Source organism: Thalassolituus sp. UBA6592 (genome assembly GCF_002433655.1).
GTDB lineage: Bacteria > Pseudomonadota > Gammaproteobacteria > Pseudomonadales > Oceanobacteraceae > Venatoribacter.
Map to the genome: position 1 here is coordinate 20,034 of NZ_DJIO01000140.1, position 25,258 is coordinate 45,291.

Genomic DNA, 25,258 nt, shown 5'->3' on the forward strand with positions numbered 1-25,258 from the left:
CATGAGACACATTATTTCTATTCTGCTGGAAAACGAACCGGGTGCATTGTCACGGGTTGTTGGTCTGTTCGCTCAGCGCGGCTACAACATTGAAACCCTGACCGTTGCGCCAACGGAAGATAACACCCTGTCACGTCTGACCATGACCACTCATGGCGACGACCGTAAGATTGAACAGATTACCAAGCAGCTGAACAAGCTGATTGAAGTGGTAAAACTGGTTGATCTGTCGGAAGGTGCTCACATTGAACGCGAACTGATGCTGATCAAAGTGAAAGCCGTGGGCGCACAGCGTGCGGAAATCAAACGTACTGCGGATATTTTCCGTGGCCAGATCGTTGATGTATCGCCGAGTGTGTACACCATTCAGTTAACCGGTGCGACCGATAAACTGGAAGCTTTTATTGAAGCGATTGGTCCCGGCTGTGTGCTGGAAACCGTACGTTCAGGCGTATCCGGTATCTCCCGCGGTGAGAAAATTCTGAGCCTGTAATTACACAGGTACAGAAGAAAAAGCCCTCTTAATGAGGGCTTTTTTGTGCCTGGGGTTCTGCTGCCGGTAACTGCACCAATGGTGCCCGACAGAGTTATTCCTGTTCCGGATCGAGAAAGGCCAGCGATAAAAAACCGGCAAAGGCTCCGAGTAAGAAAATAAATTCAATGCTGCCGCTGGCGAGCATGATCAGCCCGGTAATAATCCAGCCGCTTTTCACCTGCTCCAGTCGTCGCCGGTAAAGCCGCGTGCGGGTCCAGTTCAGTTCCGGGTAATCTATCGGCAGACCATAAAAGCGGCGGATGCGATCCAGCACTGCAGGTTTGCTCTGCGGTCTGTTGGACGAATGATCTGGCGGTTCGGGTGGGGGATTCTGCATGGTCACCTCCTTTACTATCAGCGTAAAAGAGGATTTACCGCTTCGCTGAGTTAACAGCGAAAAAATCTAATAAACAGGTTGGGATATAAAATCAGGTTCTGAGTCAGAACAGGGCACTGAGTTGTATGCTGGCCTGGTATCACCGCGCCTTCTACAACCTCGCCTTGCACAACCGCACTCTTCACAACCGCACCAGCACCCCGGGAACAGAAACCGTGCCTGTTCACCGGGGCCGGATAATCGCTGAGTCAGATACGGTAAACCGACTTGGTCATTACTTTTGAAACGGCGGTCATCGCCAGTTTCACCGGCAATGGAAACTTATGGCCACCGGCACTCAGTGCTGTGGTCGCGTGTTTTGCCTCGTCTTCCAGCATCTGCAGCAGCACGGCTTTACTCTTTTCATCCTGCACCGGCAGGCTGGTCATGTGCTGGGTCAGATGTTTGCACACCAGGTCTTCGGTGGCAGCGACAAAACCCAGACTGACACGATCCGATACTTTACCGGCTGCAGCGCCAATGGCGAAAGACATGCCATAAAACAGCGGGTTGAGCAGGCTGGTGGAGCTGCCCAGCTCTTTTACCCGGTCTTCACACCACACCAGATGATCGATTTCTTCACGGGCGGCTTCTTCCATGGCTTCACGGACTTCCGGTAGCTTTGCCGTCAGCGCCTGACCCTGATACAGCGCCTGTGCGCAGACTTCGCCTGTGTGGTTAATGCGCATCAGGCCAGCAGCATGTTTGGCTTCTGCCTCGCTGAGTTCGTGATAATCACGGTTTTCGGCAGGGGAAGGGCGGTATTCCTGAGCTGCACCGGGAACCAGAGTACGCAGCGCCTGATCGGCGTTCTGGATCAGCTTGTCGAACAGCGAGTAGCGACGGGCCGGTGTTTTAGCAGCAGCGTGTTGAGTCATAGTAACCTCCGGAATTTGCTCCATTTTATGCTATATCGCCGGGCTCTGCATTGTTCAGATCAAGGCGCGTGGCGATGGATGTGTCTGCCTGCGGAACACTGTTACTATGACAGCAGAACAGGAGGATGTTATGCAGGACCTGAATGATCTTGAGTTATTGCTGGCGCGTAAAATTCCGTTGCTGCTGGTGGAAAGCCATGAAGAAAACCGTGCGCTGGAGCTGTTTACCCGGCTGGCGATTAAGCGCGGTCTGGCATTGCAGCAATGGACCCTGACCGACGGTCTGCGTCGCCTGGGGTTTGGTGAGGATGTCAGTAAAGGCGATACTCAGCAGCCCGCAGATGCGCTGCGTCTGCTACGTGAGCGGCCGGAAGGTGGCCTGTTTATTTTCTGCGATCTGCATCCGTTCCTCGAAGAACCTCTGGTGATCCGCCTGCTGAAAGACATCGCGCTGCAGCACGAACGGCAGGGCAAAACGCTGGTTCTGCTCAGTCATGAGCTCAAAGTGCCGGCGGAACTGCAGCGTCTGGCGGCGCGTTTCAGCCTGAAATTACCGGATTCCGGCCAGTTGATGGCGCTGGTGAAAGAGGAAGCGCAACGCTACGCCAGAGACTCAGGGCACAAGGTGAAAGCCGACGGTGAAACGCTGGAGCAGCTGGTGGCCAATCTGAAAGGTCTGACGTTCTCCGATGCGCGCCGCCTGATCCGTGGAGCCATCATCGACGATGGCGCTATCACTCAGGACGATGTTCCGGAAGTCAGCCGGGCGAAAATGTCATTGCTCGCCGAAGACGGCATTATCAGCTTTGAATACGATACCGCACGCTTTAACGAAGTGGCCGGGCTGACGGCGATGAAAGACTGGCTGGCTAAACGTCAGCAGGCATTTCTGACGGCTGAGCGGAAACTGCGGCCACGTGGTCTGCTACTGTTTGGTGTGCAGGGCAGTGGTAAAAGTCTGGCGGCCAAAGCGGTGGCGGGTTCCTGGGGGCTGCCATTGCTGCGGCTGGATTTTGCCACGCTGTATAACAAGTTTTTCGGTGAAACTGAGCGTAATCTGCGTGAAGCGCTGGCGCTTGCAGAGACGATGTCGCCCTGCATTCTGTGGATTGATGAGATCGAAAAGGGCTTAGGCACTGACAGTAATGATGCCGGCATCAGCCAGCGTATTCTTGGAACGCTGCTGACCTGGCTGAATGAACATGATGCACGGGTATTTGTGGTGGCGACGGCGAATAATATTCATCAGTTGCCACCGGAGCTGATCCGTAAGGGGCGGCTGGATGAACTCTTCTTTGTCGATCTGCCGGACAAGCAGGTGCGCAAAGAGATTCTCAGTATCCATATGCACAAAAGAGGTCTGGAGCCAGGACGTTTTGATCTGGAATTATTGGCCGACGCCAGTGAAGGATTCTCGGGTGCAGAACTGGAGCAGGCGGTGGTCTCCGGCTGGCATTCGGCCTCGGTGGCTGGTAACGACAGCGCGAGGGTCAGCACAGATACCCTGTTGCATGAAATTCAGCGCACGCGGCCACTGTCGGTGGTGATGGCTGAGCCCATGGCGGCGTTACGCGCCTGGGCACAGGAACGGGCAGTTAAAGCCGATTAATCGTCAACGTCATCTGCTGGTCTGCGGTAACGCAGTTCCAGCAATGCCTGACGCAGACGTTCACCACTGGCAGGTTTTGCAATCACCTGCTGAATGCCAACCTGACGGGCATCGTCAGCGACGGCGCTGGTGCTCAGACCGGTCAGCATCAGGCGGGCAGGTTTGGGCGTAATATCGGCATCGTTTTCAATGCGTTCGGCCAGCTGCAGTCCATTCATCACCGGCATGTCGTGATCAATCACAATGACGTCAAAAGGTTGGCCGATATTGATCTGATTACGCAGCATGGCCAGCGCTTCTTTACCACTGTAAGTGGATTCCGGACGCATGCCCCAGCGGCGTACCTGTTTTTCAATCACACTGCGCAATGACGCGTTATCGTCCACCACCAGAATCCGCAGCCCGATGAGGCTTTCATCGCGCGGCATTGTGCGTTCGGTGTAAGTGGCGCTCATCGGTACACACAAGGTCAGCGAGGCCCCCTGGCCGGTCATGCTTTCCACCGCCAGCTGCGAGCCGGTCAGTTCAATCAGTTGGCGCGTCAGCAGCAGATTCCACGGGTCGCCATCGGAGGTCGGGGTGGTATTTTTCTGCTGCAGAATACGGAAGGCGTGCTTCAGTTCTTCTGGTTTAACCAGCGTATTACTTAATTGCAGCTGAATGCGCACACCGCTGGCGATGTTGTCAGCGTAAGGGCTGGCGTGCAGCGCAAGTTCGCCATATTCCGTGTAGGCCAGAGCGTGACTGACCAGATTATGCAGCATGGTCTGCAGGCGGCTGCTGTCACCGCGGAACTGTTCGGGCAGATCATCAGCGATGTCCATTACCAGCTCCACCTGTTTACGCGTGGCCTCCTGCTGGAAATGCGCCATCACCTGAGTCAGCACCATGGACAGATTAAACGGACGCTTTTCCAGCTCCAGTGTGCGGTTGCGCAGTCGTGCCAGATCTGAAATTTCGTTGGCGATGTGCAGCAGGTCACGGCCGGCAAGCGTTATAGTTTCTGAAAACTCCCGCTGGGCTGCGCTTAACGGGGTATCACTGAGCAGCTCGTTCATACCGATCACGCCATTGATCGGCGTGCGCAGTTCATGGCTGATCTGGGACAGCAGAGATAATGGCAGACCTGGCTGGCTTTGCTTGCGTCGCTCTTCAATGGGTTCTTTCAGGCATTCCATGGTGGCCATCACCAGACTGCCAATAATCACGAATGGCAGGGTCAGAGGGGCCCAGGCCGTAAAGGTATCGAGGGACAGGAAGTTATAGGTACTGAGGACGGCAATCAGCACACCGAAACCGACGACAACAGCGCCAATCAGTACGCGGCGCTGCGCCACCGGATAAGCAGAGCGGCCGAGCGCCATCGCCAGCGCCAGCAGGAACAGGTTGATAGCGACCTCAGAGGCCACGATAAGCATGGCGGCCGGGGTGAAAAATATCAGGGTAATGGCCAGCACAGGAATATGGATCAGTGCCAGAATCAGCAGCCAGCGTTTCAGCAGTGCTGCATACCTGTCCTGCCACTCGAGCTGGCGTGCGGCCAGTGTGTGGAAGACTACGGACAGCGCCAGAGCAATTTCGCCGATCAGGTTAGCTGCAGACGGTGATAAATCCGTAAGCAGCGGCAGTACGCCCATCCAGGCCGGCTGATAAATGGCTACTGTCAGGCAGTAGCCGGCAGAAGCCGCGGCAAACAGCAGACGACGGCGTTTGAAAATAAAAATAAACCACGCCAGCGTCGCCAGAATCCAGCCCATGCTGACACCCTGAATGGTGAACATGCGCTGCTCGTTCGACAGAAAGCGGTCGAGACTCAGAAGGTGCAGATCGGTGCTGAGGATGCCGTTGGCATGAATCCGGATCAAAAAGCTGCGTGTGCTTTGCGCAGGGATGGTCAGCTCAACCGGATGTGTCTGCAGGAAACCGCCACGCAGGGCGCGGGCCTGATCTTCCTGACGGATCTTGAGATAACTGTCACCGGCAGAAATATCGTAAAAATCTATGGTGTCCAGTTCGTTGCCGGACAGGGTCAGGACGACACGGCGCTCATGGCCGTAGGGGTTACTGAGACTGAAGCGCAGCCAGTAAGCGGAGTCGGTAATACCGAATTTGAGTGCCTGAGCGTGGCTGGGGGTAAAGCGCAGTTGCTGCTCGCGGGTCAGGACTGTGGTGATATCAAGTTCACCGGTCGCATCTTCCAGAACAGAAACATAAGGGGTGATGGAGTAGTCGAACGATGTGTCGGGCAACAGCACCGGGTTGTTGGCAAAAGCCCTGAGGCTGAGCAACATGAGGCAACCAAATACCAGCAGGTATGCCTTTCTCCCCGATTTCATTGTGCCGTTCCCCTTCACATCATGTTCTGATCTGATCCCAGGGATCAGTTGCCTTGTTCGCGCTCTATTGCACGATACCCTATGTCGGAGCGGCAGAACATGCCTTTCCAGCTGACCTGTTTCACAAGTTCATAGGCCTGGGCCTGAGCTTCGCTGACACTGTTGCCAAGGGCTGTGGCGCAGAGTACGCGACCGCCGGCAGTCACTACCTGACCTTCAGAGTTCAGTTGGGTGCCTGCGTGAAATATTTTGCGGTCAGTGCCGTCATTGTCCGGCAGGAAAATAACGTCGCCTTTGGCGTAATCAGCAGGGTAACCACCGGCAGCCAGTACCACACCCAGAGAAGCGCGTGGATCCCACTGAGTGGTTTCGCTGTCGAGTTTACCTTCCAGTGCTGCCAGGCAGTGTGCCACCAGGTCAGACTGCATGCGCAGCATAATTGGCTGAGTTTCCGGGTCACCGAAACGGCAGTTGTACTCGATCACTTTTGGCGCACCGCTTGCGTCGATCATCAGACCGGCATACAGGAAACCTGTGTAATCGTTGCCTTCGGCAGCCATGCCTTCAACGGTCGGGTAAATCACTTCGCGCATAATGCGGTCATGAATTTCCTGAGTGACCACAGGGGCAGGGGAGTAGGCACCCATACCACCGGTATTAGGACCTGTGTCTTTATCGCCGACACGTTTGTGATCCTGGCTGGTGGCCATTGGCAGCACGTTTTTGCCATCCACCATCACGATGAAAGAGGCTTCTTCACCGGTGAGGAATTCCTCAATCACCACTCGACAGCCAGCTTCACCGAAAGCGTTGCCGGAAAGCATGTATTTTACTGCGTCCTCAGCCTGCTCGAGAGTTTCAGCGACGATCACGCCTTTACCGGCAGCCAGACCGTCGGCTTTCACCACGATCGGTGCACCTTTCTCCTGCAGGTAAGCCAATGCCGGTTCAACTTCGGTAAAGTTCTGATATTCCGCGGTCGGGATTTTCTGACGGGCAAGGAAATCCTTGGTAAAGGCTTTGGAACCTTCCAGCTGAGCTGCGCCTTTGGATGGACCGAAAATTTTCAGGCCGGCCGCTTCAAACTGATTCACCACACCACCTACAAGCGGTGCTTCCGGACCAACGATGGTCAGGCCGATGCTGTTGTCTTCGGCGAATTTCTGCAGGCCGTCGAAATCCATGACATCAATATCGACGTTTTCCAGACCGTCTTCGATGGCGGTACCGGCGTTGCCGGGGGCAACGAATACTTTATCAACCAGCGGAGATTGGAGAGCTTTCCAGGCCAAAGCGTGCTCACGCCCGCCAGAACCAATTACCAGTATCTTCATAGTTAGCGTTTCCTGTTGCCGGGTCTTAAATCCGCCAGCACGGCGTTATAAATTTCGTCAAAATGCTCACTTAGCGCACTAAGCTCCGCTTTTTCCTCAATTTATGCCTTGTTCTGACAAATTTAATCTCCCGGTTCTGGCCAGGCCGATAGTAATTGCCTGACTGCATTAAATTTATTTTTACTTAAACGCCCGGTGGCGTCTTTCGCGCCAGAGAGCAGTTTTGCTTACAGCGCCCCGGAGTTTTTTCGCGTACGAAAGCGTTATGCCTTCAACGCCCCGGAGTTTTTTCGCGTACGAAAGCGTTATGCCTTCAACGCCCCGGAGCGTCGTGAGCGAAGGTCTGGCCAGGCAAAAATTCCTGAGGGAGCGGAGTGTAGTTAACCTACATGAGCATCCCGAAGGAATTTTTAACACCGCCAGACCGAGCGCAACAGCTCCGACCGTTATCAGTGGCGGAAATGACGCATACCAGTGAACACCATTGCTATTCCTGCTTCATCGGCGGCAGCAATCACTTCCTCATCACGGATCGAACCACCCGGCTGAATAATGGCTTTAATGCCATTGGCCGCAGCGTTGTCGATACCATCACGGAACGGGAAGAAAGCATCAGATGCCATTACCGCACCTTCAACGGCCAGACCAGCATGCTCCGCTTTAATGGCAGCGATACGGGCTGAGTTCACACGGCTCATCTGACCGGCGCCAACGCCGACAGTCTGACGGTTTTTGGCGTACACAATGGCGTTGGATTTTACGAACTTGGCCACTTTCCAGGCGAAAATGAGATCGTGAATTTCCTGTTCAGTCGGTGCACGTTTGGTGACGACCTGCAGATCGTCCACTGTGATCATACCGTTGTCGCGGTCCTGAACCAGCAGGCCGCCATTGACGCGCTTGTAGTCGAAACCGGCAGCACGTTCAGCAGGCCACTGACCACAGGCCAGCAGACGCACGTTTTTCTTGGCTTCCACAACAGCCGCGGCTTCCGCGGTAACCGTTGGTGCGATAATCACTTCAACAAACTGGCGGTCAACGATGGCCTGTGCAGTTTCGGCGTCCAGTTCACGGTTGAAGGCGATGATGCCGCCGAAAGCGGATTCGGTATCAGTTTCGAAGGCCAGATCGTAGGCTTTACGAATGCCGCCGTCTTCTTCAGGAACCACGGCGACACCACATGGATTAGCGTGCTTGACGATCACACAGGCAGGTTTTACGAAAGACTTCACACATTCCAGCGCAGCGTCAGTGTCGGCAACGTTGTTGTACGACAGTTCTTTGCCCTGCAGCTGTTTAGCGGTGGCGATGGATGCTTCAGCCGGGTTTGCTTCCACGTAGAAAGCCGCTTTCTGATGCGGGTTTTCACCGTAACGCATGTCCTGCGCTTTGATAAACTGGCTGTTGAATGTCTGTGGGAACTCCAGGCGATTATCAGTGCTCAGGGTTTCTGCAGACTGATCAATGGTGCCCAGGTAGTTGGCGATCATACCGTCGTAAGCAGAGGTATGTTCGAACGCTTTCAGTGCCAGGTTAAAGCGGGTTTTGTACTGCAGGCCGTTATGGGCTTTCAGATCCTCCAGCACCATGCTGTAGTCTGCGGTATTGACCACGATACCAACATAAGCGTGGTTCTTGGCCGCCGAGCGCACCATGGTTGGACCACCGATGTCGATGTTTTCAATGGCCAGTGGCAGGTGACAGTCTGGTTTGGCAACGGTCGCAGCAAACGGGTAGAGGTTTACCACTACCAGATCGATCGGGTTAATGCCGTGTTCGTTCATCACGTCATCATCCTGACCACGACGACCCAGAACACCACCGTGAATTTTCGGGTGCAGGGTTTTTACACGACCATCCATCATTTCCGGGAAGCCGGTGTAATCAGAGACTTCAATGGCCGGAATCTGGTTGTCGATCAGCAGTTTGTAGGTGCCGCCGGTGGACAGAATTTCCACGCCTGCTGCGTGCAGGGACTGGGCAAATTCTACAATGCCGTTTTTGTCGGACACACTGATCAGGGCACGGCGCACTGGCGTGATGTCGGCTGGAGTTTCGTTTGCTGGAATAAAGTTGCTCATATGGTCAGATTTTTAAGTGTATTTAAAAAGAAAAAGCGGCACACGGCCGCTGTTAATTCTGTCGTTACTTACAGCATTCCATACTGCTTGAGTTTTTTGCGCAGGGTACCGCGGTTGAGACCGAGTACCACGGAGGCTTTGGTCTGGTTGTCGCGGGTGTACTTCATGACGGTTTCCAGAAGCGGTGCTTCTACTTCTGACAGAACCATGTCATAAAGATCAACGACCGGCTGCCCGTCCAGGTGGTCAAAGTAGTTCTGGAGAGCCTTTTCTACGCTGTCGCGCAGAGTTTGGGTCGGCTCGGATGGGGCGCGCAGATTGTGCTGCATGTCTGCTGAATCGGTCACTGTGTCAACCTTCCTTCTTTCTGTTGCTTCGCTGTTCAATGTATCGGTGTTCATCGTAAAAATCCCTCTTGCTGTCTGCTCCTGTGGTCGTACCCGCTGAAAAGTCAGTGCAGATACGAACCAAACCACTGCTGAACGGCCTCGACCTGTTCAGCTGCGCTTTGCAGCCCGTTGAAGCGGCTGCGGAATTCATTGCTGTCCTGCTGACGCTGCAGGTACCAGCTGACGTGTTTGCGGGCGATGCGGACACCCAGATACTCACCGTAGAAGTCGTGCAGATCCTGCAGGTGGTTAAGCAGGATCTGTTCGGTTTCTGCCAGCGGTGGTGAAGGTAACTCTTCACCGGTGCTGAGGTAGTGGGCGACTTCGCGGAAGATCCACGGCTGCCCCTGAGCGGCACGGCCGATTAATACGCCGTCTGCTCCTGTGTAATGCAGCACTTCGGCTGCCTTGCGTGCGCTGGTGATATCGCCGTTGGCGAACACCGGAATGCTGACGCTGTTTTTGATGGTACGGATCGTGTCGTATTCCACCGTATTTTTGTATCCGCAGGCACGGGTGCGTCCGTGAACCGCCAGCGATACGATGCCGGCATCTTCGGCGATGCGGGCAATGGTCGGGCCGTTTTTATGATCCGGGTCCCAGCCAGTCCTTATTTTCAGAGATACCGGAACATCCACGGCACCTACGACGGCCTGTAATATATCTTTCACCAGACCTTCATCTTTCATTAACGCTGAGCCTGCAGCTTTGTTGCAGACTTTTTTCGCCGGGCAGCCCATGTTGATGTCAATGATCTGGGCACCGTTGGCGACGTTAAATGCAGCACCTTCGGCCAGCGTCTGCGGATCACCGCCGACGATCTGGACGGCAATGGGCTCAGGTTCACCATCATGGTTCAGGCGCAACTGCGACTTGCGGGTGTTACGCAGGTCGGCATTGGCTGAGACCATTTCGCCAACCACCAGGCCGGCACCAAGACGACGGCACAACTGGCGGAACGGACGGTCGGTGACCCCTGCCATCGGCGCCAGAACTACGGGATTAGGTAGTGTGTACGGACCGATTGAAGGCATTATCTGCTGATCAAAAAATGTGCTGGAAAAGTCGCGGTATGATACTCATAACCCCCCTGTGAATAAAGAGGGTTATTTGCTGTTTCAGTGAATTCTGTGGCTTGATTTGCCGCTTGTTTTCTGCATCAGGCCGGCATTGCTGCCGGCTTACTGATTCGCCTGCAGGCTGATGGAATAACTGACGGCTTCCGGACCCGGATCAACCAGCTCCAGGGCAATATGCACCGGGGTCTGCACCGGCATGTCGTTTTCGCCTGACAACTCTCCGGAAAGATACTGCGCCGGGGTGAAACGGCGACTGGCGACCATGTTGTCGTTGAGATCGCGGAACATCAGCGTGATATCCGGGAACGGCTGCTCATAGTCAGCTTTGTTGAGCAACAGGGCATCCACCACCAGAGCGCGCTGCAGTGTCGGGTGTGAACGCACGACCAGATTCTGTGTGGTCATGTCGCGGATGTTCTGTACCTTCGGCAACTGACAGCCGGCCAGTTCACAGGCTTTGGCGTACCACGGCCGCCACTGCGGCGTGCGTGACCATTCGTCGAAATTAAAATAGAAGGTCTGTGCTGCTGCCACTATCAGCATCAGCAGAATACCGCTTAACCAGCCCCAGGGGATTCTGCGGCGCGTGCGTTCGCCGAGATCGAGTGGCTCGTCCTGGACTGCAACATTAATCGGTGCATTGTTCGGTGGCAGCTCGATGGACAGTTCTTCGGATGGAATATCCAGATCACCGTTCAGTGCAAAGGCTTCATCATGGTGTTCGTCTTCATCCATGAACCCCTGAAAATCGTCGTCTTCCGGTGGTGGCAGATCGTAATTGAAGTCGTCAGCACCATCCAGGCTGATTTTGCTGGTGTCGACGCTGTTGTCGTCGTCTTCCAGCAGCGCATTGGCCCAGGACTCATCAGCATCCGGCGCTTTGCCATAGTTATCATCCCCACCGCCGCCGATGAAATCGAGCGTATCGCGGTCAGCGTTGCGGACATTGAAAATTGATTCGTCAAGTTCCAGATCATCCCGTGGTTTGGGTCGTGAGCGGTGCTCCGGTGTGCGCAGGTTGAAGTCGGTGAAGGGGTCGTCAGCCAGACGTTCCGGAATAGGATCGTCTTCCATATCATCGTGGATCAGACCGAAATCGTCGTCATCGGCGGTACTGGCTTCAGCTTTTGCCGGCGTCACAGCGGGCTTAACAGGCCTGGCTTCCGCTTTGCTGACTTCCGGCTTGAGAGGGGGGCTCTTGACAGGGGTGCTCTGAGGCTGTTCTGCTTTTTCTGTCCGTGCAGCGGCCACCACAGGTTTGGCTGCCTGTGGATTATCAATAAAGTGTTCTGCGGCCTTGAAGACCTGCAGACAGGAACCGCAGCGTACCATGCCTTTGGCAACACTGAGATGCTCGTCGCGTACGCGAAAGCTGGTCTGACAGTGTGGGCAGCGGGTAACGTGAACAGCCATGTTATTCCCTCAACGTTTAATCCCGGTAAGGACAACCCAATCGTCCTGTTGTTCCGGTGGATTCATATCAAACCACTGGCTATAAGCGGCTGATACTTCCTGTGCCTGCTCTGCCAGCAGACCTGACAGGGCGAGCTTGCCGCCACTGCGGGTCAGCGATGCAATGTGTTCGCCCAGTGACACCAGAGGCCCGGCAAGAATATTGGCGACCGTGATGTCGGCCTCAATCTGCGGGGTGTCTTTGGGCAGATATATTTCATAACGGCTGTCATCCACGCCATTACGACCGGCATTATCTCGCGTTGCGGTCAGCGCCTGCGGATCAATGTCGGTACCAACCATGTGGCGCGCACCAAGCAGCAGGGCAGCAATGCCGAGAATACCGGAACCACAGCCATAGTCGACGACCAGTTCGCCGCCTTCTACTTCACGATCGAGGTATTTGAGGCACAGTGCGGTGGTCGGATGGGTGCCGGTACCGAAGGCCAGTCCCGGATCCAGCATCAGGTTCACAGCGTCTTTCTGCGGTGGCTCACGCCAGCTCGGACAAACCCAGAGACGCTGGCCGAACGGCATCGGGTGGTAATCATCCATCCAGGCCCGTACCCAGTCTTTGTCTTCCACCAGTTCGGTTTTATGCAGCGGCAGTTCACTGCCACCTTCCGCACCGTAACAAATGCGGATCTGCTCCAGCAGTTCGTCACTGTTGCGGCTGGCTTCGAACAGGCCAATGACTTCTGTGTTGTCCCAGATCGGGGTCGTACCCAGCTCGGGTTCCAGAATCGGCTGGTCAGCATCATCCTGCAACGTGACCGACAGGGCGCCGGCGCCGAGTAAGGCATTTTCAACCGCTTCTACCTGCGAGCGGTCAGCATGAAAACGAACCTGCATCCAGGACATCAGTGGTGTACTCCCTGCTGTTTGCCAATATGGGCAATGGCGGCCTGCAGTGCCAGCTCGTAGCCCTGAGTGCCCAGACCGGCGATAACGCCCACGGCGATGTCGCTCAGATAGGAATGGTGGCGGAAGCTTTCACGGGCATGCACATTGGAGATGTGAATCTCGATAAACGGGATGGCGACACCGGCCAGTGCGTCACGCAGGGCAACACTGGTGTGGGTGAACGCGGCAGGGTTAATGATGATAAATGCAGTGTCATCATCGCGCGCGGCATGGATACGGTCGATTAACGCGTGCTCGGCATTGCTCTGGAACTGCTCAAGATCAAATCCGGCCTTTTCAGCCGCTTTGCTCAGCTGTTGTTCGATATCCGCCAGCGTCGTGCTGCCGTAGATGTGTGGTTCCCGGGTGCCCAACAAATTAAGGTTTGGGCCCTGAAGTACCAGAATACTCGCCATTGCGTCAGTTCCTGCTTTGAAGAGTGGGCCAGAAATTGCCCTGAAAGCCCGCGAGTTTGCCGAAAAAGCCCGCTATCGTCCAGCTTTCCGCCGTATTCTGCCGGGATGAAGGCTTATTTATGTGAACTGGCAGTGCATACCTGGTTGCGGCCGCTGTCTTTGGCGCGGTAGAGGGCTTTGTCGGCTTCGGCAATCAGCTCACTGACGCTTTGCCCCTGCCATTCACTGACACCACAGGAGAAGGTGATGTTCAGATCCTGCTGATCGTGGGTCAGGCAGGAGAAATTTTTGCGGATTTTATCCATCACAGCTGCCGCCTGTTCAAGGTCGGCATCGACCAGTACGACGGCAAATTCTTCGCCACCATAGCGGCCGATAGGGTCACTTTTGCGCAGGCTCTGGCGCAGAAACAGCGACAGATTGCGGATCACGTTGTCCCCCACCGGATGGCCATACTGGTCGTTCACCTGTTTGAAGTGATCGATATCGATCATGGCGAAACTGACCGGGGTCTGTCCGTCTGCTGCGCTGATGGCCTGTTGCAGTGCTTCCTGCAGATGGGTGTGATTTAACAGTCCGGTGAGACTGTCGCGGGCGATCAGTTGCTGCAGCTGACGGGCACGGTCCACGCGGTTTCTGATGGTGGTAACCAGGTGCGCCGGACTGACCGGTTTGGTCAGGAAGTCGTCACCGCCTTCTGCCATGGCCGCCAGTTGCCGGTCACGGTCTTCTTCACCGGAGACGTAAATAATCGGCAGGTGAAAGTATTCCGGTTGCTGGCGGATGATGCGCGCCAGTTCCATGCCGTTGCAATCGGGCATATACATGTCCATCAGTACGATGTCTGGCACGAAGTCATGCAGAACCTCAAGCAGTTGCAGAGGTTCATTCACTACTCTGGTGATCATGCCGGCCTTATTAAGAATGTTCTGAGCATGCACACTCTGTGTCCGCGAATCATCCACCACCAGAACCTTCTGCGGCTGTGGTGGCGTACAGTCCAGCCTGGTTTCCAGCTTGCTGATCAGGGCATGCACGTTGGTTTCATTCATAAATGCAATGCTGCCGCTGCGCTGCGCCTGAATCTGTTCTTTCAGACTGGGAGGGGTTCCGGCCCAGGTGAATATAACCGGCAGAGGCGTTTCCCGTTGTTGCTGTATCTGAGCCGCTATCTCCAGTCCCATACCTTCACGGCCAAAATTATGATCCAGCACGATGGCGGCCGGATGGCGTTGCTGCAGGCTGCTGACCAGGTCCTGCGGTGTGCGCTGTAATTCGGGGCGGAAGCTGAAGTACTGCATCTGTTCGGCCAGTACAACGGCCTGATCGGTATTCTGCAGGGCGATATAAATGGGTTTTTTCTGTGGAATAAGAGCGGTGGCATCCGGACTGTCAGTATGCCGCAGGGCGGTTTGGCTGAGATTCTGAATAATGCGGTTAATGGTCTGCAGCTGGGTATTGTCGGCGCATTCGCCGGGGGCAATGTGCATCAATAACTGCAGCAGGTCTTTGCCCAGCTGCTGATGTCTGGTGGCGCCAAAGCGCCCGGCGTAGCGGATCAGTTTATCGACACTGAGACTGAGTTCAGTCAGAGCGTCCTTTTGCCAGTTGCGTTGCGGCAGCTGCCGCCACAGATCAATGATCTGCCGGACCTGATGAATTACCCGGTGGGAGAAGTGTTGTTTCATACGGTCAGCCGCGGACTGGCTTTCAGACATATGCGTCAATTCTCAATAGTGGTGGTGTAAGCGTAGCAATGAACCGCACTTTCTGCTGATTGAGCAGCAATCAGACAGGCAATGAGGCCGTTGTTTCTTTTGTCATTTTATTTGCGCCTGCGGTTAGAGAGATCGCAGTCTGCTGTCTACGCTTAAGGCATGTCATTTTCCGGTTTTTCCCGCTGATGGGCTCAAGGACTGGCAGTCGTGCGCAGACATGGCTGCAGAAAACACTGCTGCTGCTTTCTTTTTTGCTGTTTGTTCGGGCAGGTCTGGTGGCGGACGCAGAACGCTGGGTGCCGGATTCGCTGATTGAGTCGGCTTATCGCGACTACGGTGACAAGGCCGGTGATCTGATTAAGGACTGGCGCACTGCGCTGCACCGGCTCAGCGATGAGGACGAACAAAAAAAGCTCGCCGGCGTGAACCGCTTTATCAACAAAGCCATTCCTTATGTGTCCGATGCCGAACATTGGGGGCAGGATGATTACTGGGCGACGCCTTACGAAGCCATGGTGACCCGTGGCGGTGATTGCGAGGACTATGTGATCGCCAAGTACTATTCCCTGCGTCAGCTGGGGGTCGACACAGAAAAGCTGCGCATCACCTATGTTAAAGCCCTTCGCCTGAATCAGGCGCATATGGTGTTGACCTATTTCCCCGAACCGGATGCAATCCCTCTGGTACTGGATAACCTGACCGGCAAAATTCTGTACGCCAATGAACGGCTGGATCTGGCGCCGGTGTACAGTTTTAATGGTGATGGCATGTGGCTGGAGCGGATGAAAGGTCAGGGCATCCGCATGGGGAATCCGAATAAGCTGGACCTGTGGACGGATCTGCGGGTCCGTATGAATGAACTTGGTATGGACCTGTAACCCGGAATGATTTTATGAAAAGGATGCCGTCATGACACTGCGACAACAGTTTTCTCTGCTGACCGGATTACTGGTAGTGATTCTGCTGGCCGGCAGTCTGGTGCTGACCATCAGCAATGGCCGTGATTATTTCCAGCAGCAGCTGAACGCCCGGGCTTACGATGCTGCTACTTCATTGGCGCTGTCGATGTCACAGATGCAGGAGCAGGATACGGTTCAGCTCAGTCGTCTGATTGATGTGCTGTTTGATCGCGGATTTTTCTCCGCCATTGAATTTCACCCGGTGAAGGGCGATGTGCTGCACCGCCGCAGCCGTGAAGCGCTGACCTCTCAGCCTGCACCTTCATGGTTTATGGGCGCCGTTACCTTTGATATGACCGCGGCTGAGGCCGATGTCACCCGCGGCTGGCAGCGCCTTGGCACGGTTATCGTCACCAGTCATACCGACTTCGCCTATCGCGATCTGTGGGCCATGGTGCGCAGTGAATTAATCTGGTTTGCCTGGGTGCTTGTCGTTTCTCTCGCACTGCTGCACCTGTTACTAAACTGGCTTTTCCGTCCGGTGTTACTGGTGGAGAAACAGGCGCTGGCGATTTGTGAGCGTGAGTGGCAGGTTCAGGAGGATATCCCCCGTCCGCGGGAGTTGCGCCGTATGGTGCTGGCGATGAATAAAATGGTGCTCAAACTGCAGAGTATTTTCTCTGAGCAGTCAGCCATGACGGAGCAGCTGCGCGAAGAATCCTTCCACGATAGTCTCACCGGGGTACTGAACCGGCGTGGTTTTGATGAGCGTATTGCGCATATTCTGCAGCGTGAAGAAGACCACAGTGGTCTGCTGATTCTGCTGCAACTTGAAGGGCTGGCCGAGGTTAACCGCGATGATGGCCGCCAGGCCGCAGACGAACTGCTGTCGCTGCTCGGGGAGCAGCTGCGTGACATTACTGCGGTGTCGGCTCAGGCATTTTCCGGGCGTCGTTCCGGCAGTGATTTCGCCCTGTATCTGCCCTGTTCTGACAGCCTGCAGGCGGAAGGTCTGTTACAGCAGATTCATGGGCAGCTGATCACCGGTGTGTTGAACCAGCGCTATGGTCTGGTGTTCCATCTGGGCGCGGTTTTTCTACAGAGTGAACGCGATGATCCTTCCCATGCACTGAGCTGTGCTGATGCGGCACTGCGTCAGGCTCAGCGGCATCCGGAAAGTACCGCGCAACTGTATGACGGCAGCAATTCAGATAAAGAGTGGAGCGCCGGTGAATGGCGTCAGCTGTTGACCGAGGCTCTGGCGGCCGATGGCCTGTCACTGCAGTTTATGCCGGTGCTGAGTGGCGACCACGGCAGCGTTCTGCAGTATGAAGTGTTCAGTCGCCTGAGCTGGCAGGGGGAGGTGATATCCGCTGCCCGTTTCTGGCCCATGGTTGAACAGCATCATCTGGCTGCGCGTTACGATCTGGCGATTATTGCGCGGGTAGTGCGCATGCTGGTCAAAACACCACCGAAATCCGGTGTACGTTATTGTGTGAATATTTCTGCAGCATCAGTACTCGATGATGAATTTCACCTGCAGCTGCGTGGCCTGCTGACGGAAGCTCCGGAACTGGCCGGCTACCTCGCCATTGAGATTGCTGAACCTGCACTGGGCGGGGCGGAGGCAGCGCTTGCCCGTATGGCAACAGTGCTGCGCACCTTTGGTGTGGCGATTGGTGTCGATCAGGTGGGAACCGGCAGCATGGCGTTTGCTTACTTACAGCGTTTGCCACTGGATTACATCCGCATTGATGGCAGCTTTAACCGGGGTCTGCATAAAGCTCAGGACCGGCGCTTCTTTATTCAGTCGATGGTGCAGATTGCCCACAATCTGGATCTGGCCGTACTGGGCGAAGGGGTGGAAGAGAGCGAAGATGTTCAGGTACTGCGTCAGACCGGCGTCGATGGTATGAGCGGCTACTATTTCTGCCGTCCGATCGCATCCCTGGCGGATGCACATCAATGGTCACAGCCGACAGACGAGGGTTGACGGACGAGGGGTGATAGACGAGGGATAACCAACAAGAGGCGACGGCATCGGTAGCGATTATTTCTGGCGCTTGATCGCGTTGTTGGCTGATGCACATCAATGGTTACAGCAGATGACCTGATTGTGCGGCATTCTGTCGCTATCCCCGGCCAAAAGCGCAGGTAGAATCCGGTGGATCAGATAAATAACAAACAGAATACGGAATAAAACCATGATCAGATCCCGACGTTTTTCTTTGCTCAGTCTGTGTACCGGCACGTTGCTGTCATCGTTGGCCTGTGCTGATGTTGCTGCAGATGTTGTTGTTGACGGCGCTTATGTGCGTGAGCCAGTGCCAGGACGCAATATGAGTGCGGCCTTTATGCAGATTAAAAACACCGGAACTGAGGATAAAACGCTGGTCAGTGCCTCTGCGCCATGGACTGAACGGATCGAAATTCATACTCATATTCATGAAAACGGCATGATGAAAATGCGCCAGATTCAGTCGTTACCCGTACCGGCCGGCGAGACAGTCGTGCTGCAACCTATGGGTCTGCACCTGATGCTGTTTGGACTGCAGCAGCCACTGGCGCAGGAATTACCGCTCACTCTGTGTTTTGCTGGCGGCGATTGTGTTGATACGACCGCTGTACTGCGTACACCAGATCACTGATTTCGCGCAGGCATTTTTGCTAAACTGTCGCTGGACGGAAAAGACAGGCAACGCTATTGTGCTGCCTGTTTTTTTATATGGATATTAGGTATGGCCGCCTCCAGCCTGTTGGCACTGATTGATGATATAGCGTCGGTTCTCGACGACGTTGCTGCGATGTCGAAAATGGCAGCAAAAAAAACCACCGGTGTACTCGGTGATGATCTTGCTCTGAATGCACAGCAGGTATCCGGCATTCGCGCCGAACGTGAACTGCCCGTGGTGTGGGCAGTAACCAAAGGTTCGCTGAAAAATAAGCTGATTCTGGTGCCTGCCGCTCTGCTGATCAGTGCCTTTCTGCCACAGGCCATTATGATTCTGCTGATGATTGGTGGTGCTTATCTGTGTTTTGAAGGGGCAGAAAAGGTTTTACACACCCTGTTCCATGCTAAAGCGGAAAAGGATGAAAAGCGTCAGCTGAAAGCGGCGCTGGAGAAATCTCCGCAGGATTTAATGGCCTTTGAAAAAGAAAAAATCCGTGGTGCGGTAAGAACCGATTTTATTCTGTCCGCCGAAATTATTATAATCACGCTGGGCTCGGTAGCAGAAGCCGATCTGCTCACCCGTATTATTGTGGTCGCGCTGCTGGCGCTGGCATTTACCTTTGGGGTTTACGGTATTGTCGCCGCCATCGTAAAAATGGACGATGCGGGTTTGTGGCTTTCCGAGCGGGAAGGTGACGGGGCGGGTGCGCAACGACTGATCGGACGCTTATTACTCGGTGCTGCACCTAAGCTGATGAAGCTGCTGGCCATCGTTGGCACCATCGCCATGTTTCTGGTGGGGGGCGGTATTCTGATGCACGGAATTCCGGCGCTGGAGCATCTGAATCATGCTATGACCGAAGCGTTTGTTCACGGCAGTGGCAGCTGGCTTGCAGCGTTGGGCGAGAGCGTATTACCTGTGCTGTTTAATATGATCGCCGGTGGTCTGGCCGGACTGGCGCTGGTGGCGATTGTATCTGTGGGCAGTAAACTGATGGGAAAAGCCAAATCGTCCTGATCTGCTGTCTCTTGTGCGCAGGATGGCCTGAGTTTCAGACAATAAAAAGGCCTGCTTTCAGCAGGCCTTTTTGCGTCCGGGGCGGGATCAGCTGTCCCAGGGTTTTTTATCTTCCCATTCTTCTGACATCATCTCTTCCTGCACGGATTTCCCCGGAATAGCGTGGCCGCCACTGGCCCATTCACCGAGATCAATGAGTTTGCAGCGTTCACTGCAAAAGGGACGGTATTTGTTTTCCGGCTTCCATTCGACGTCTTTCTGGCAGGTCGGGCATTGTACTTTCATAAGCGATATTTAACTGTCGGCTGCGTATTTCAGATAGGAATGGTGCAGTGTATCTAACTGAGCGTAAAGATGCTGCAGGTCGCCGCTGTTGTCAGCGATATCATCCGCCAGCTGGCGTTTTTGTTCGGCTGGCATCTGCGCCTGAATAATGCGGCGTATCTGCTCTTCGTTGTTGTTGTCGCGCGAGCAGGCACGTTTGAGCTGCAGCTCTACCGGAACGTCAATCAGCAGGGATCGTTGTGTCAGCGCGTGCTGGGAAGATTCAAACAACAGGGGAGAAACCAGAACAGCGTAGCGGGAGGTTGCGTCGTTCAGCTGCTGAATAATGCGCTCACGGATGCGCGGGTGGGTCTGACCTTCAAGCCACAGACGTTCCTGCGGTTCGTTAAAGACCTTTTCCCTCAGCCAGGCACGGTTCAAGGTCTGATCTGCCAGCAGAGCCTGCTCACCAAAATGCTCGCGTATGGCGCGCCATGCAGGTTCGTTTGGCTCAACGACTTCACGTGCTACGACATCTGCGTCGACGACGCGGATGCATTTACCAGCAAAGTAATCTGAAGCAGCGGTTTTGCCGCTGCCAATGCCTCCGGTGAGGCCAAGAACCCAGGTCATAACAGGTTGCTCCGTTTCAGAACGCACAGGTTAACAGAACAAGTTAACAGAACAAGCGGCGAACTGGGTAACTGCCAGCTGTATACAGGGCGCAGCTTAAAGCGACCCAAGATACCAGCGGGTCAGATCATCACCCCACATGGCGGCAATCCAGCCTGCAGCGGCCAGATACGGGCCAAATGGAATCGGAACATTTTTATCCCGGCCAAGAATCAGAATACCGGCGATTCCCACGACAGCACCGACAACGGAGGACAGCAGAATAATCACTGGCAGGGCGGAGATACCGAGCCAGGCACCTAATGCTGCCAGCAGTTTAAAGTCACCAAACCCCATGCCTTCTTTGCCGGTCAGAAGTTTGAAAATCCAATAAACACTCCACAAGGCCAGGTAGCCGGCTGCGGCACCGTAGACAGCGTCGCTGAGATCGGTAAACAGGCCCTGGGAGTTGACCAGCAGGCCAATCCATAACAGCCCCAGTGTCAGGGTATCGGGCAGAATCTGATAATCGATATCGATCACCGACATGGCCAGCAACAACCAGGTGAACACCAGCATGGCAGCCAGTGGCCAGCCCCATGGGAACTGGATGATAAGCGCAGCGCTGAGTACCGCCGTGGCTAGCTCAACGATCGGATAACGTACGCTGATCGGCTCACCGCAGGACTTGCATTTACCTTTCAGCAACAGCCAGCTGATGACCGGAATATTCTGCCATGCACGGACTTTGGCGCCACATTTTGGGCAGTGTGAATCCGGCTTTAACAGATTGAATGGCTGATCGAGATTGTCCAGAGCAGGGTGCTTTGGCAGCGTCGTGTCCATTTCCAGCGTATCGCGTTTCCACTCACGGAACATCATGATGGGCAGGCGCAGGATAACGACGTTGAGGAAGCTGCCGATCATCAGACTGATGATGGCAATAAAGACAACCGCCAGCAGCGGTGAGGCTGCCAGCAGAGAAAATAACTGCATTAAACCACGTTCCCCATCTGGAAAATTGGCAGGTACATGGCAATGATAAGACCACCAATAACGATACCGAGGAAGGCCATCATAAAGGGTTCAATCATAGCGGTCATATTATCGACGGCGTCATCTACTTCAGATTCATAATAGCCGGCGGCTTTATCCAGCATGGTATCCAGGGCACCGGATTCTTCACCAATACTGGTCATCTGTACCACCATATTGGGGAACACACCGGTCGATTTCATAGCGAAGTGCATTTGCTGGCCGGAGGAGACTTCGTCACGGATTTTTAATACTGCATCCCGGTAAACTGCGTTACCCACGGCGCCTGCAACGGAATCCAGTGCTTCTACTAACGGAACACCGGCGGCAAATGTCGTCGAAAGAACCCGGGCATAACGGGCAACAGAGGCTTTCAGAATCAGATCGCCAAATACCGGCAGTTTCAGCGTATAGGCGTCAACGGCATCAGCAAACTTCGGAGAGCGTTTTTTCGCCTGAGCAAACGCTATACCGGCAACGACCAGAACAGCCAGCACCTGTAACCAGTAGGCCTGGGCGACTTCGGAAATATTCACCACCATCTGAGTCGGGGCTGGCAGCTCTGCACCAAAACTATCAAACATTGCCTGAAACGTCGGCACCACTTTGATCAACAGGATAGCGGTTACCACTGCGGCCACAATGAGAGTAATCACAGGGTACATCAGCGCTTTTTTGATTTTTGCTTTCAGTGCTTCGGTTTTTTCTTTGTAGACTGCGACTTTATCCAGCATGGTTTCCAGCGCACCAGCCTGTTCACCGGATTCAATCAGGTTGCAGGTCAGGTCGTCAAAGTATTCCGGGTGATTCTTCAGCGCCGAGGCAAAATCATTACCTGCAGCTACGCTGTCGCGAATTTCCATCACCAGTTCTTTCATGGTGATGTTGTCAATGCCGTCGCCAACAATATCGAAGGACTGCACCAGAGGCACGCCAGCTTTGATCATGGTGGCCATCTGGCGGGTAAAAAAGGTGATATCAGATGATTTAATTTTTTTCTTTTTCGCGCCGCCAATGCCGAACAATGGCTGGCTTACTTTGCGAACCTTGGTTGGGTTTACCCCCTGTTTGCGCAATTGGGCTTTAACCATTGCCGGGTTAGCGCTGGACATTTCCCCTTTAACCGGCTGGCCCCGGCGGTTTGTTCCTTCCCAGGTAAAGGCGCTTCTGCTGTCTTTTTTTGCTGCTTTTGCCATGTGTTGAGTTACCTGTTGTCCTGTTTCCTGCGTTTGCTTGGGCAGGCTTTAATCCCTGAGCTTCAATAACGACCAATCAAAGAGCCGAATAATATCAGCCATGTATTGTATCAGTCGCGCTGAGTCGTTCTGTACGTCAGTCTGTTGTGACGCGGTTGGCTTCTTCGAGGCTGGTTACCCCTTGTGCTACTTTCTGCAGGGCTGAGACCCGAAGATCGTGGAAGCCTTCTTTGCGGGCAGCATCGGAAATTTCGATGGAGTTGCCGCCTTCCATAATAATACGGGAAATAGGGTCGGTAATTTTAACCACTTCATAAATACCGACACGTCCCTTATAGCCATTTTTGCATTGATCGCAGCCAACGGGTTTGAATAGTTCCGCGCTGGCCAGCATCGCTTCAGAGAAGCCAGCGTCAATCAGAGCTTCCTGAGGTAAGTCGGCAGGTTCTTTGCAGCTAGGACATAAACGCCGCGCCAGTCGCTGGGCAATAATAAGCGTCACAGAGGTGGCAATGTTAAACGATGGCACCCCCATATTGGCCAGACGGGTCAGGGTTTCAGCAGCACTGTTGGTGTGCAGGGTCGATAACACCAGGTGGCCGGTCTGGGCTGCTTTAATTGCAATCGAGGCGGTATCCAGATCCCGGATCTCACCCACCATCACCACATCCGGGTCCTGGCGCAGGAAGGAGCGCAACGCCGCGGCAAAGTCGAGGCCAACCTTTGCGTTTACGTTCACCTGGTTAATACCTTCCAGGTTGATCTCTACGGGGTCTTCCGCGGTCGATATATTGGTGCCTTCGACGTTAAGAATATTCAGACCGGTATACAAGGACACGGTTTTACCGGACCCCGTTGGCCCTGTGACCAGGATCATGCCCTGCGGTTTGGACAGAGCTTCCATGTACAGGTCTTTCTGCTCAGGTTCATAACCCAGCATATCGATGCCCAGTTTGGCCGATGATGGGTCGAGAATCCGCAGTACGATTTTTTCCCCCCACAGTGTTGGCAGGGTATTCACGCGGAAGTCGATGGCCTTGTTCTTGGAAAGTTTCATCTTGATCCGGCCATCCTGAGGGATACGTCGTTCGGATATATCCATGCGGGACATCACTTTCAGTCGTGCAGCAATCTTCCCAGCCAGATTAATGGGTGGGCTGGCGACTTCGTGCAACAAGCCATCGGTGCGGTAGCGCACGCGATAGCGTTTTTCATAAGGTTCGAAGTGAATGTCGGACGAACCGCCTTTGATGGCGTCCAATAGCATTTTGTTTACAAAGCGAACAATAGGGGCGTCATCCCCACTTTCTTTATTAGCATCCTGCTCTTTGGCAGCGGCCTCCGGGTCTTCCAGGTCTACGTCATCGAGTTCGCCGTCCAGGTCATCGAAGGCGTTGTCATTGGCACTGAGGTAGCGGTCGACGGCCGCGGAGAGTTTATCTTCCTCAACGAGAGTCGCTTCTACCGTCATACCGGTATTAAATTTAATTTCATCGATGGCCATCATGGCCGACGGGTCACTTTGAGCAACAAACAGGCGGTTACCGCGCTGAAACAGCGGCAGTACCCGGTGTTTTTCAATCAGAGTACGGCTGACAAGATCCTGTGGCATCAGATCAAAATCAAAGGCAGAGATATCGAGTACAGGTAAGCCAAACTCCTCCGATGCCAACAGGGCAATATCACGGGATTTCAGCTGGCCGGAAGCAACGGCGGCAGCCACAAAACTGGTTTTATCCTGTATCGATTTTTCGATAATTTCCTGCGCCTGGCGGGCAGTAACCAGATTCTGCTCAACGATACGGCGGGGCAAACCCGTTAACGCAGCCATAGATAGGGTTCCAACAGATACAATTAGCCTGAACATACCAGAGGCGGCAAAGCGGCGCCAGTACTCAGGTCAGGGTTGTGACGCGGGTAGGGTAATGATATGAGAAAACAAAAAAACTGAGGCACAAAAAAGGGAAACCGAAGTTTCCCTTTTTTGACCAGTAGATCCAGTAAATCTTATTTACAGGATGCTGGCAGGTACTTGTTATCGATAGTGCCAGAAGCACACACCCAAGCACGTACCGGAACGTTTGAGCCTGCTGCGTAATCGGTTGCAGTCATCTCTGTACCAGTAGCAGCAGAAGCATCAGAATATGGAGTGAAAGTAATGGTGTTACCGTCTACGTTGGTGCTGTCGATACCGGTTGCAGTAATAGTGATTACACCAGCGGCAGAGGTAGAAATAGTTTGAACGTACTGAGACAGAGGGGCAGTAGCAGTACCACCTTCGCCACAACCGAAGCTATCAACTGCGGAAGGTGCTGAGCTCAGACCAGTTTGAGCAGCTTCACTAACTGCGGCACGACATGGTGAGCCTGCCAGAATAACTTCAGACATTTTGCTGCGTGCAGTGTAATCCTGATACGCTGGCAGCGCTACGGACGCCAGAATACCGATGATCGCAAC

23 protein-coding genes are annotated in these 25,258 nt (G+C 54.3%); 6 read left to right on the plus strand and 17 right to left on the minus strand.

The features are described 5' to 3' along the window. The first annotated feature begins 1 nt into the window (after position 1). On the plus strand, positions 2 to 493 hold the full coding sequence (gene ilvN, locus B2Z72_RS13920; protein WP_296982743.1) for an acetolactate synthase small subunit: 492 nt from the start codon (positions 2 to 4) through the stop codon (positions 491 to 493). Between the two features lie 94 nt (positions 494 to 587). On the opposite strand, the gene B2Z72_RS13925 is transcribed toward ilvN, so the two are convergent. Both B2Z72_RS13925 and coq7 read right to left on the minus strand, forming a co-directional pair. Then, entirely contained in the window at positions 588 to 872 is a 285-nt protein-coding gene (locus B2Z72_RS13925) for a hypothetical protein (protein ID WP_296982742.1), read from the minus strand. Positions 873 to 1,120: 248 nt separating this feature from the next. Further along, positions 1,121 to 1,789, minus strand: coding sequence for a 2-polyprenyl-3-methyl-6-methoxy-1,4-benzoquinone monooxygenase (gene coq7, locus B2Z72_RS13930; protein ID WP_296982741.1), 669 nt, complete (start codon positions 1,787 to 1,789; stop codon positions 1,121 to 1,123). A gap of 130 nt (positions 1,790 to 1,919) precedes the next feature. Here coq7 and B2Z72_RS13935 point away from each other — a divergent pair, with 130 nt between their 5' ends. Then, positions 1,920 to 3,398: an AAA family ATPase gene (locus B2Z72_RS13935; protein WP_296982740.1), complete on the plus strand. Its 1,479-nt coding sequence runs from the start codon at positions 1,920 to 1,922 to the stop codon at positions 3,396 to 3,398. Here the strand turns inward: B2Z72_RS13935 and B2Z72_RS13940 are convergent. From B2Z72_RS13940 to B2Z72_RS13980, 9 genes are all read right to left on the minus strand, one after another. Further along, positions 3,395 to 5,734: a 7TM-DISM domain-containing protein gene (locus B2Z72_RS13940; protein ID WP_296982739.1), complete on the minus strand. Its 2,340-nt coding sequence runs from the start codon at positions 5,732 to 5,734 to the stop codon at positions 3,395 to 3,397. The two genes, B2Z72_RS13935 and B2Z72_RS13940, sit on opposite strands and share 4 nt — an antisense overlap. A gap of 44 nt (positions 5,735 to 5,778) precedes the next feature. Then, positions 5,779 to 7,068, minus strand: a complete 1,290-nt coding sequence (purD, locus tag B2Z72_RS13945) for a phosphoribosylamine--glycine ligase (RefSeq protein WP_296982738.1) — start codon at positions 7,066 to 7,068, stop codon at positions 5,779 to 5,781. 449 nt (positions 7,069 to 7,517) lie between these two features. After that, complete coding sequence (gene purH, locus B2Z72_RS13950) at positions 7,518 to 9,149, minus strand: bifunctional phosphoribosylaminoimidazolecarboxamide formyltransferase/IMP cyclohydrolase (RefSeq protein WP_296984428.1); 1,632 nt, start codon at positions 9,147 to 9,149, stop codon at positions 7,518 to 7,520. 68 nt (positions 9,150 to 9,217) lie between these two features. Continuing rightward, on the minus strand, positions 9,218 to 9,550 hold the full coding sequence (gene fis, locus B2Z72_RS13955) for a DNA-binding transcriptional regulator Fis (protein ID WP_414716377.1): 333 nt from the start codon (positions 9,548 to 9,550) through the stop codon (positions 9,218 to 9,220). Between the two features lie 50 nt (positions 9,551 to 9,600). Then, entirely contained in the window at positions 9,601 to 10,572 is a 972-nt protein-coding gene (gene dusB, locus B2Z72_RS13960) for a tRNA dihydrouridine synthase DusB (RefSeq protein ID WP_349676748.1), read from the minus strand. 147 nt (positions 10,573 to 10,719) lie between these two features. Further along, positions 10,720 to 12,030: a DUF3426 domain-containing protein gene (locus B2Z72_RS13965; RefSeq protein ID WP_296984429.1), complete on the minus strand. Its 1,311-nt coding sequence runs from the start codon at positions 12,028 to 12,030 to the stop codon at positions 10,720 to 10,722. Between the two features lie 9 nt (positions 12,031 to 12,039). Continuing rightward, positions 12,040 to 12,930, minus strand: coding sequence for a 50S ribosomal protein L11 methyltransferase (prmA, locus tag B2Z72_RS13970; protein WP_297005089.1), 891 nt, complete (start codon positions 12,928 to 12,930; stop codon positions 12,040 to 12,042). Then, positions 12,930 to 13,388 (minus strand): type II 3-dehydroquinate dehydratase, encoded by a 459-nt coding sequence (gene aroQ, locus B2Z72_RS13975; RefSeq protein ID WP_296984431.1) that lies wholly within the window; start codon positions 13,386 to 13,388, stop codon positions 12,930 to 12,932. The genes prmA and aroQ overlap by 1 nt, the downstream gene beginning before the upstream one ends. Before the next feature lie 113 nt (positions 13,389 to 13,501). After that, positions 13,502 to 15,106, minus strand: coding sequence for a GGDEF domain-containing response regulator (locus tag B2Z72_RS13980; protein ID WP_297005092.1), 1,605 nt, complete (start codon positions 15,104 to 15,106; stop codon positions 13,502 to 13,504). A 185-nt stretch (positions 15,107 to 15,291) separates the two neighbouring features. Between B2Z72_RS13980 and B2Z72_RS13985 the strand changes: the two genes are divergently transcribed. The 4 genes from B2Z72_RS13985 to B2Z72_RS14000 all read left to right on the plus strand — a co-directional run bounded on the left by B2Z72_RS13985 (position 15,292) and on the right by B2Z72_RS14000 (position 19,694). Further along, positions 15,292 to 15,984: a transglutaminase-like cysteine peptidase gene (locus B2Z72_RS13985; RefSeq protein ID WP_296984434.1), complete on the plus strand. Its 693-nt coding sequence runs from the start codon at positions 15,292 to 15,294 to the stop codon at positions 15,982 to 15,984. A 31-nt stretch (positions 15,985 to 16,015) separates the two neighbouring features. Beyond that, positions 16,016 to 17,998, plus strand: coding sequence for a bifunctional diguanylate cyclase/phosphodiesterase (locus B2Z72_RS13990; RefSeq protein WP_297005096.1), 1,983 nt, complete (start codon positions 16,016 to 16,018; stop codon positions 17,996 to 17,998). 211 nt (positions 17,999 to 18,209) lie between these two features. After that, positions 18,210 to 18,653 carry a copper chaperone PCu(A)C gene (locus tag B2Z72_RS13995; protein ID WP_296984202.1) on the plus strand — a complete coding sequence of 148 codons (444 nt, stop codon included), beginning with the start codon at positions 18,210 to 18,212 and terminating at the stop codon, positions 18,651 to 18,653. A 90-nt stretch (positions 18,654 to 18,743) separates the two neighbouring features. Continuing rightward, complete coding sequence (locus B2Z72_RS14000) at positions 18,744 to 19,694, plus strand: DUF808 domain-containing protein (RefSeq protein ID WP_296984203.1); 951 nt, start codon at positions 18,744 to 18,746, stop codon at positions 19,692 to 19,694. Positions 19,695 to 19,781: 87 nt separating this feature from the next. Here the strand turns inward: B2Z72_RS14000 and yacG are convergent, their stop codons facing one another. The 6 genes from yacG to B2Z72_RS14030 all read right to left on the minus strand — a co-directional run. Beyond that, positions 19,782 to 19,979: a DNA gyrase inhibitor YacG gene (gene yacG / locus B2Z72_RS14005; RefSeq protein WP_349676745.1), complete on the minus strand. Its 198-nt coding sequence runs from the start codon at positions 19,977 to 19,979 to the stop codon at positions 19,782 to 19,784. Positions 19,980 to 19,988: 9 nt separating this feature from the next. After that, positions 19,989 to 20,591, minus strand: a complete 603-nt coding sequence (gene coaE / locus B2Z72_RS14010; RefSeq protein ID WP_296984204.1) for a dephospho-CoA kinase — start codon at positions 20,589 to 20,591, stop codon at positions 19,989 to 19,991. A gap of 96 nt (positions 20,592 to 20,687) precedes the next feature. Further along, positions 20,688 to 21,566 carry a prepilin peptidase gene (locus B2Z72_RS14015; protein ID WP_296984205.1) on the minus strand — a complete coding sequence of 293 codons (879 nt, stop codon included), beginning with the start codon at positions 21,564 to 21,566 and terminating at the stop codon, positions 20,688 to 20,690. Further along, entirely contained in the window at positions 21,566 to 22,801 is a 1,236-nt protein-coding gene (locus tag B2Z72_RS14020; RefSeq protein WP_296984206.1) for a type II secretion system F family protein, read from the minus strand. Before B2Z72_RS14020 ends, B2Z72_RS14015 begins: the two co-directional genes overlap by 1 nt. 136 nt (positions 22,802 to 22,937) lie before the next feature. Next, positions 22,938 to 24,632 (minus strand): type IV-A pilus assembly ATPase PilB, encoded by a 1,695-nt coding sequence (gene pilB, locus B2Z72_RS14025; RefSeq protein ID WP_296984208.1) that lies wholly within the window; start codon positions 24,630 to 24,632, stop codon positions 22,938 to 22,940. A gap of 176 nt (positions 24,633 to 24,808) precedes the next feature. Continuing rightward, a partial coding sequence (locus B2Z72_RS14030; RefSeq protein WP_297005100.1) for a pilin occupies positions 24,809 to 25,258 on the minus strand: 450 nt, incomplete at its 5' end.

Coding starts and splice junctions, on each gene's coding strand:
- fis (WP_414716377.1), bottom strand. CDS start 9,550: ATGAACACCGATACATTGAACAGCGAAGCAACAGAAAGAAGGAAGGTT.
- dusB (WP_349676748.1), bottom strand. CDS start 10,572: ATGCCTTCAATCGGTCCGTACACACTACCTAATCCCGTAGTTCTGGCG.
- B2Z72_RS13985 (WP_296984434.1), top strand. CDS start 15,292: ATGGGCTCAAGGACTGGCAGTCGTGCGCAGACATGGCTGCAGAAAACA.
- coq7 (WP_296982741.1), bottom strand. CDS start 1,789: ATGACTCAACACGCTGCTGCTAAAACACCGGCCCGTCGCTACTCGCTG.
- pilB (WP_296984208.1), bottom strand. CDS start 24,632: ATGGCTGCGTTAACGGGTTTGCCCCGCCGTATCGTTGAGCAGAATCTG.
- B2Z72_RS13980 (WP_297005092.1), bottom strand. CDS start 15,106: ATGTCTGAAAGCCAGTCCGCGGCTGACCGTATGAAACAACACTTCTCC.
- ilvN (WP_296982743.1), top strand. CDS start 2: ATGAGACACATTATTTCTATTCTGCTGGAAAACGAACCGGGTGCATTG.
- coaE (WP_296984204.1), bottom strand. CDS start 20,591: ATGACCTGGGTTCTTGGCCTCACCGGAGGCATTGGCAGCGGCAAAACC.
- B2Z72_RS14000 (WP_296984203.1), top strand. CDS start 18,744: ATGGCCGCCTCCAGCCTGTTGGCACTGATTGATGATATAGCGTCGGTT.
- yacG (WP_349676745.1), bottom strand. CDS start 19,979: ATGAAAGTACAATGCCCGACCTGCCAGAAAGACGTCGAATGGAAGCCG.
- B2Z72_RS13995 (WP_296984202.1), top strand. CDS start 18,210: ATGATCAGATCCCGACGTTTTTCTTTGCTCAGTCTGTGTACCGGCACG.
- B2Z72_RS14015 (WP_296984205.1), bottom strand. CDS start 21,566: ATGCAGTTATTTTCTCTGCTGGCAGCCTCACCGCTGCTGGCGGTTGTC.
- B2Z72_RS14020 (WP_296984206.1), bottom strand. CDS start 22,801: ATGGCAAAAGCAGCAAAAAAAGACAGCAGAAGCGCCTTTACCTGGGAA.
- B2Z72_RS13935 (WP_296982740.1), top strand. CDS start 1,920: ATGCAGGACCTGAATGATCTTGAGTTATTGCTGGCGCGTAAAATTCCG.
- prmA (WP_297005089.1), bottom strand. CDS start 12,930: ATGTCCTGGATGCAGGTTCGTTTTCATGCTGACCGCTCGCAGGTAGAA.
- aroQ (WP_296984431.1), bottom strand. CDS start 13,388: ATGGCGAGTATTCTGGTACTTCAGGGCCCAAACCTTAATTTGTTGGGC.
- B2Z72_RS13940 (WP_296982739.1), bottom strand. CDS start 5,734: ATGAAATCGGGGAGAAAGGCATACCTGCTGGTATTTGGTTGCCTCATG.
- purH (WP_296984428.1), bottom strand. CDS start 9,149: ATGAGCAACTTTATTCCAGCAAACGAAACTCCAGCCGACATCACGCCA.
- B2Z72_RS13925 (WP_296982742.1), bottom strand. CDS start 872: ATGCAGAATCCCCCACCCGAACCGCCAGATCATTCGTCCAACAGACCG.
- B2Z72_RS13965 (WP_296984429.1), bottom strand. CDS start 12,030: ATGGCTGTTCACGTTACCCGCTGCCCACACTGTCAGACCAGCTTTCGC.
- purD (WP_296982738.1), bottom strand. CDS start 7,068: ATGAAGATACTGGTAATTGGTTCTGGCGGGCGTGAGCACGCTTTGGCC.
- B2Z72_RS13990 (WP_297005096.1), top strand. CDS start 16,016: ATGACACTGCGACAACAGTTTTCTCTGCTGACCGGATTACTGGTAGTG.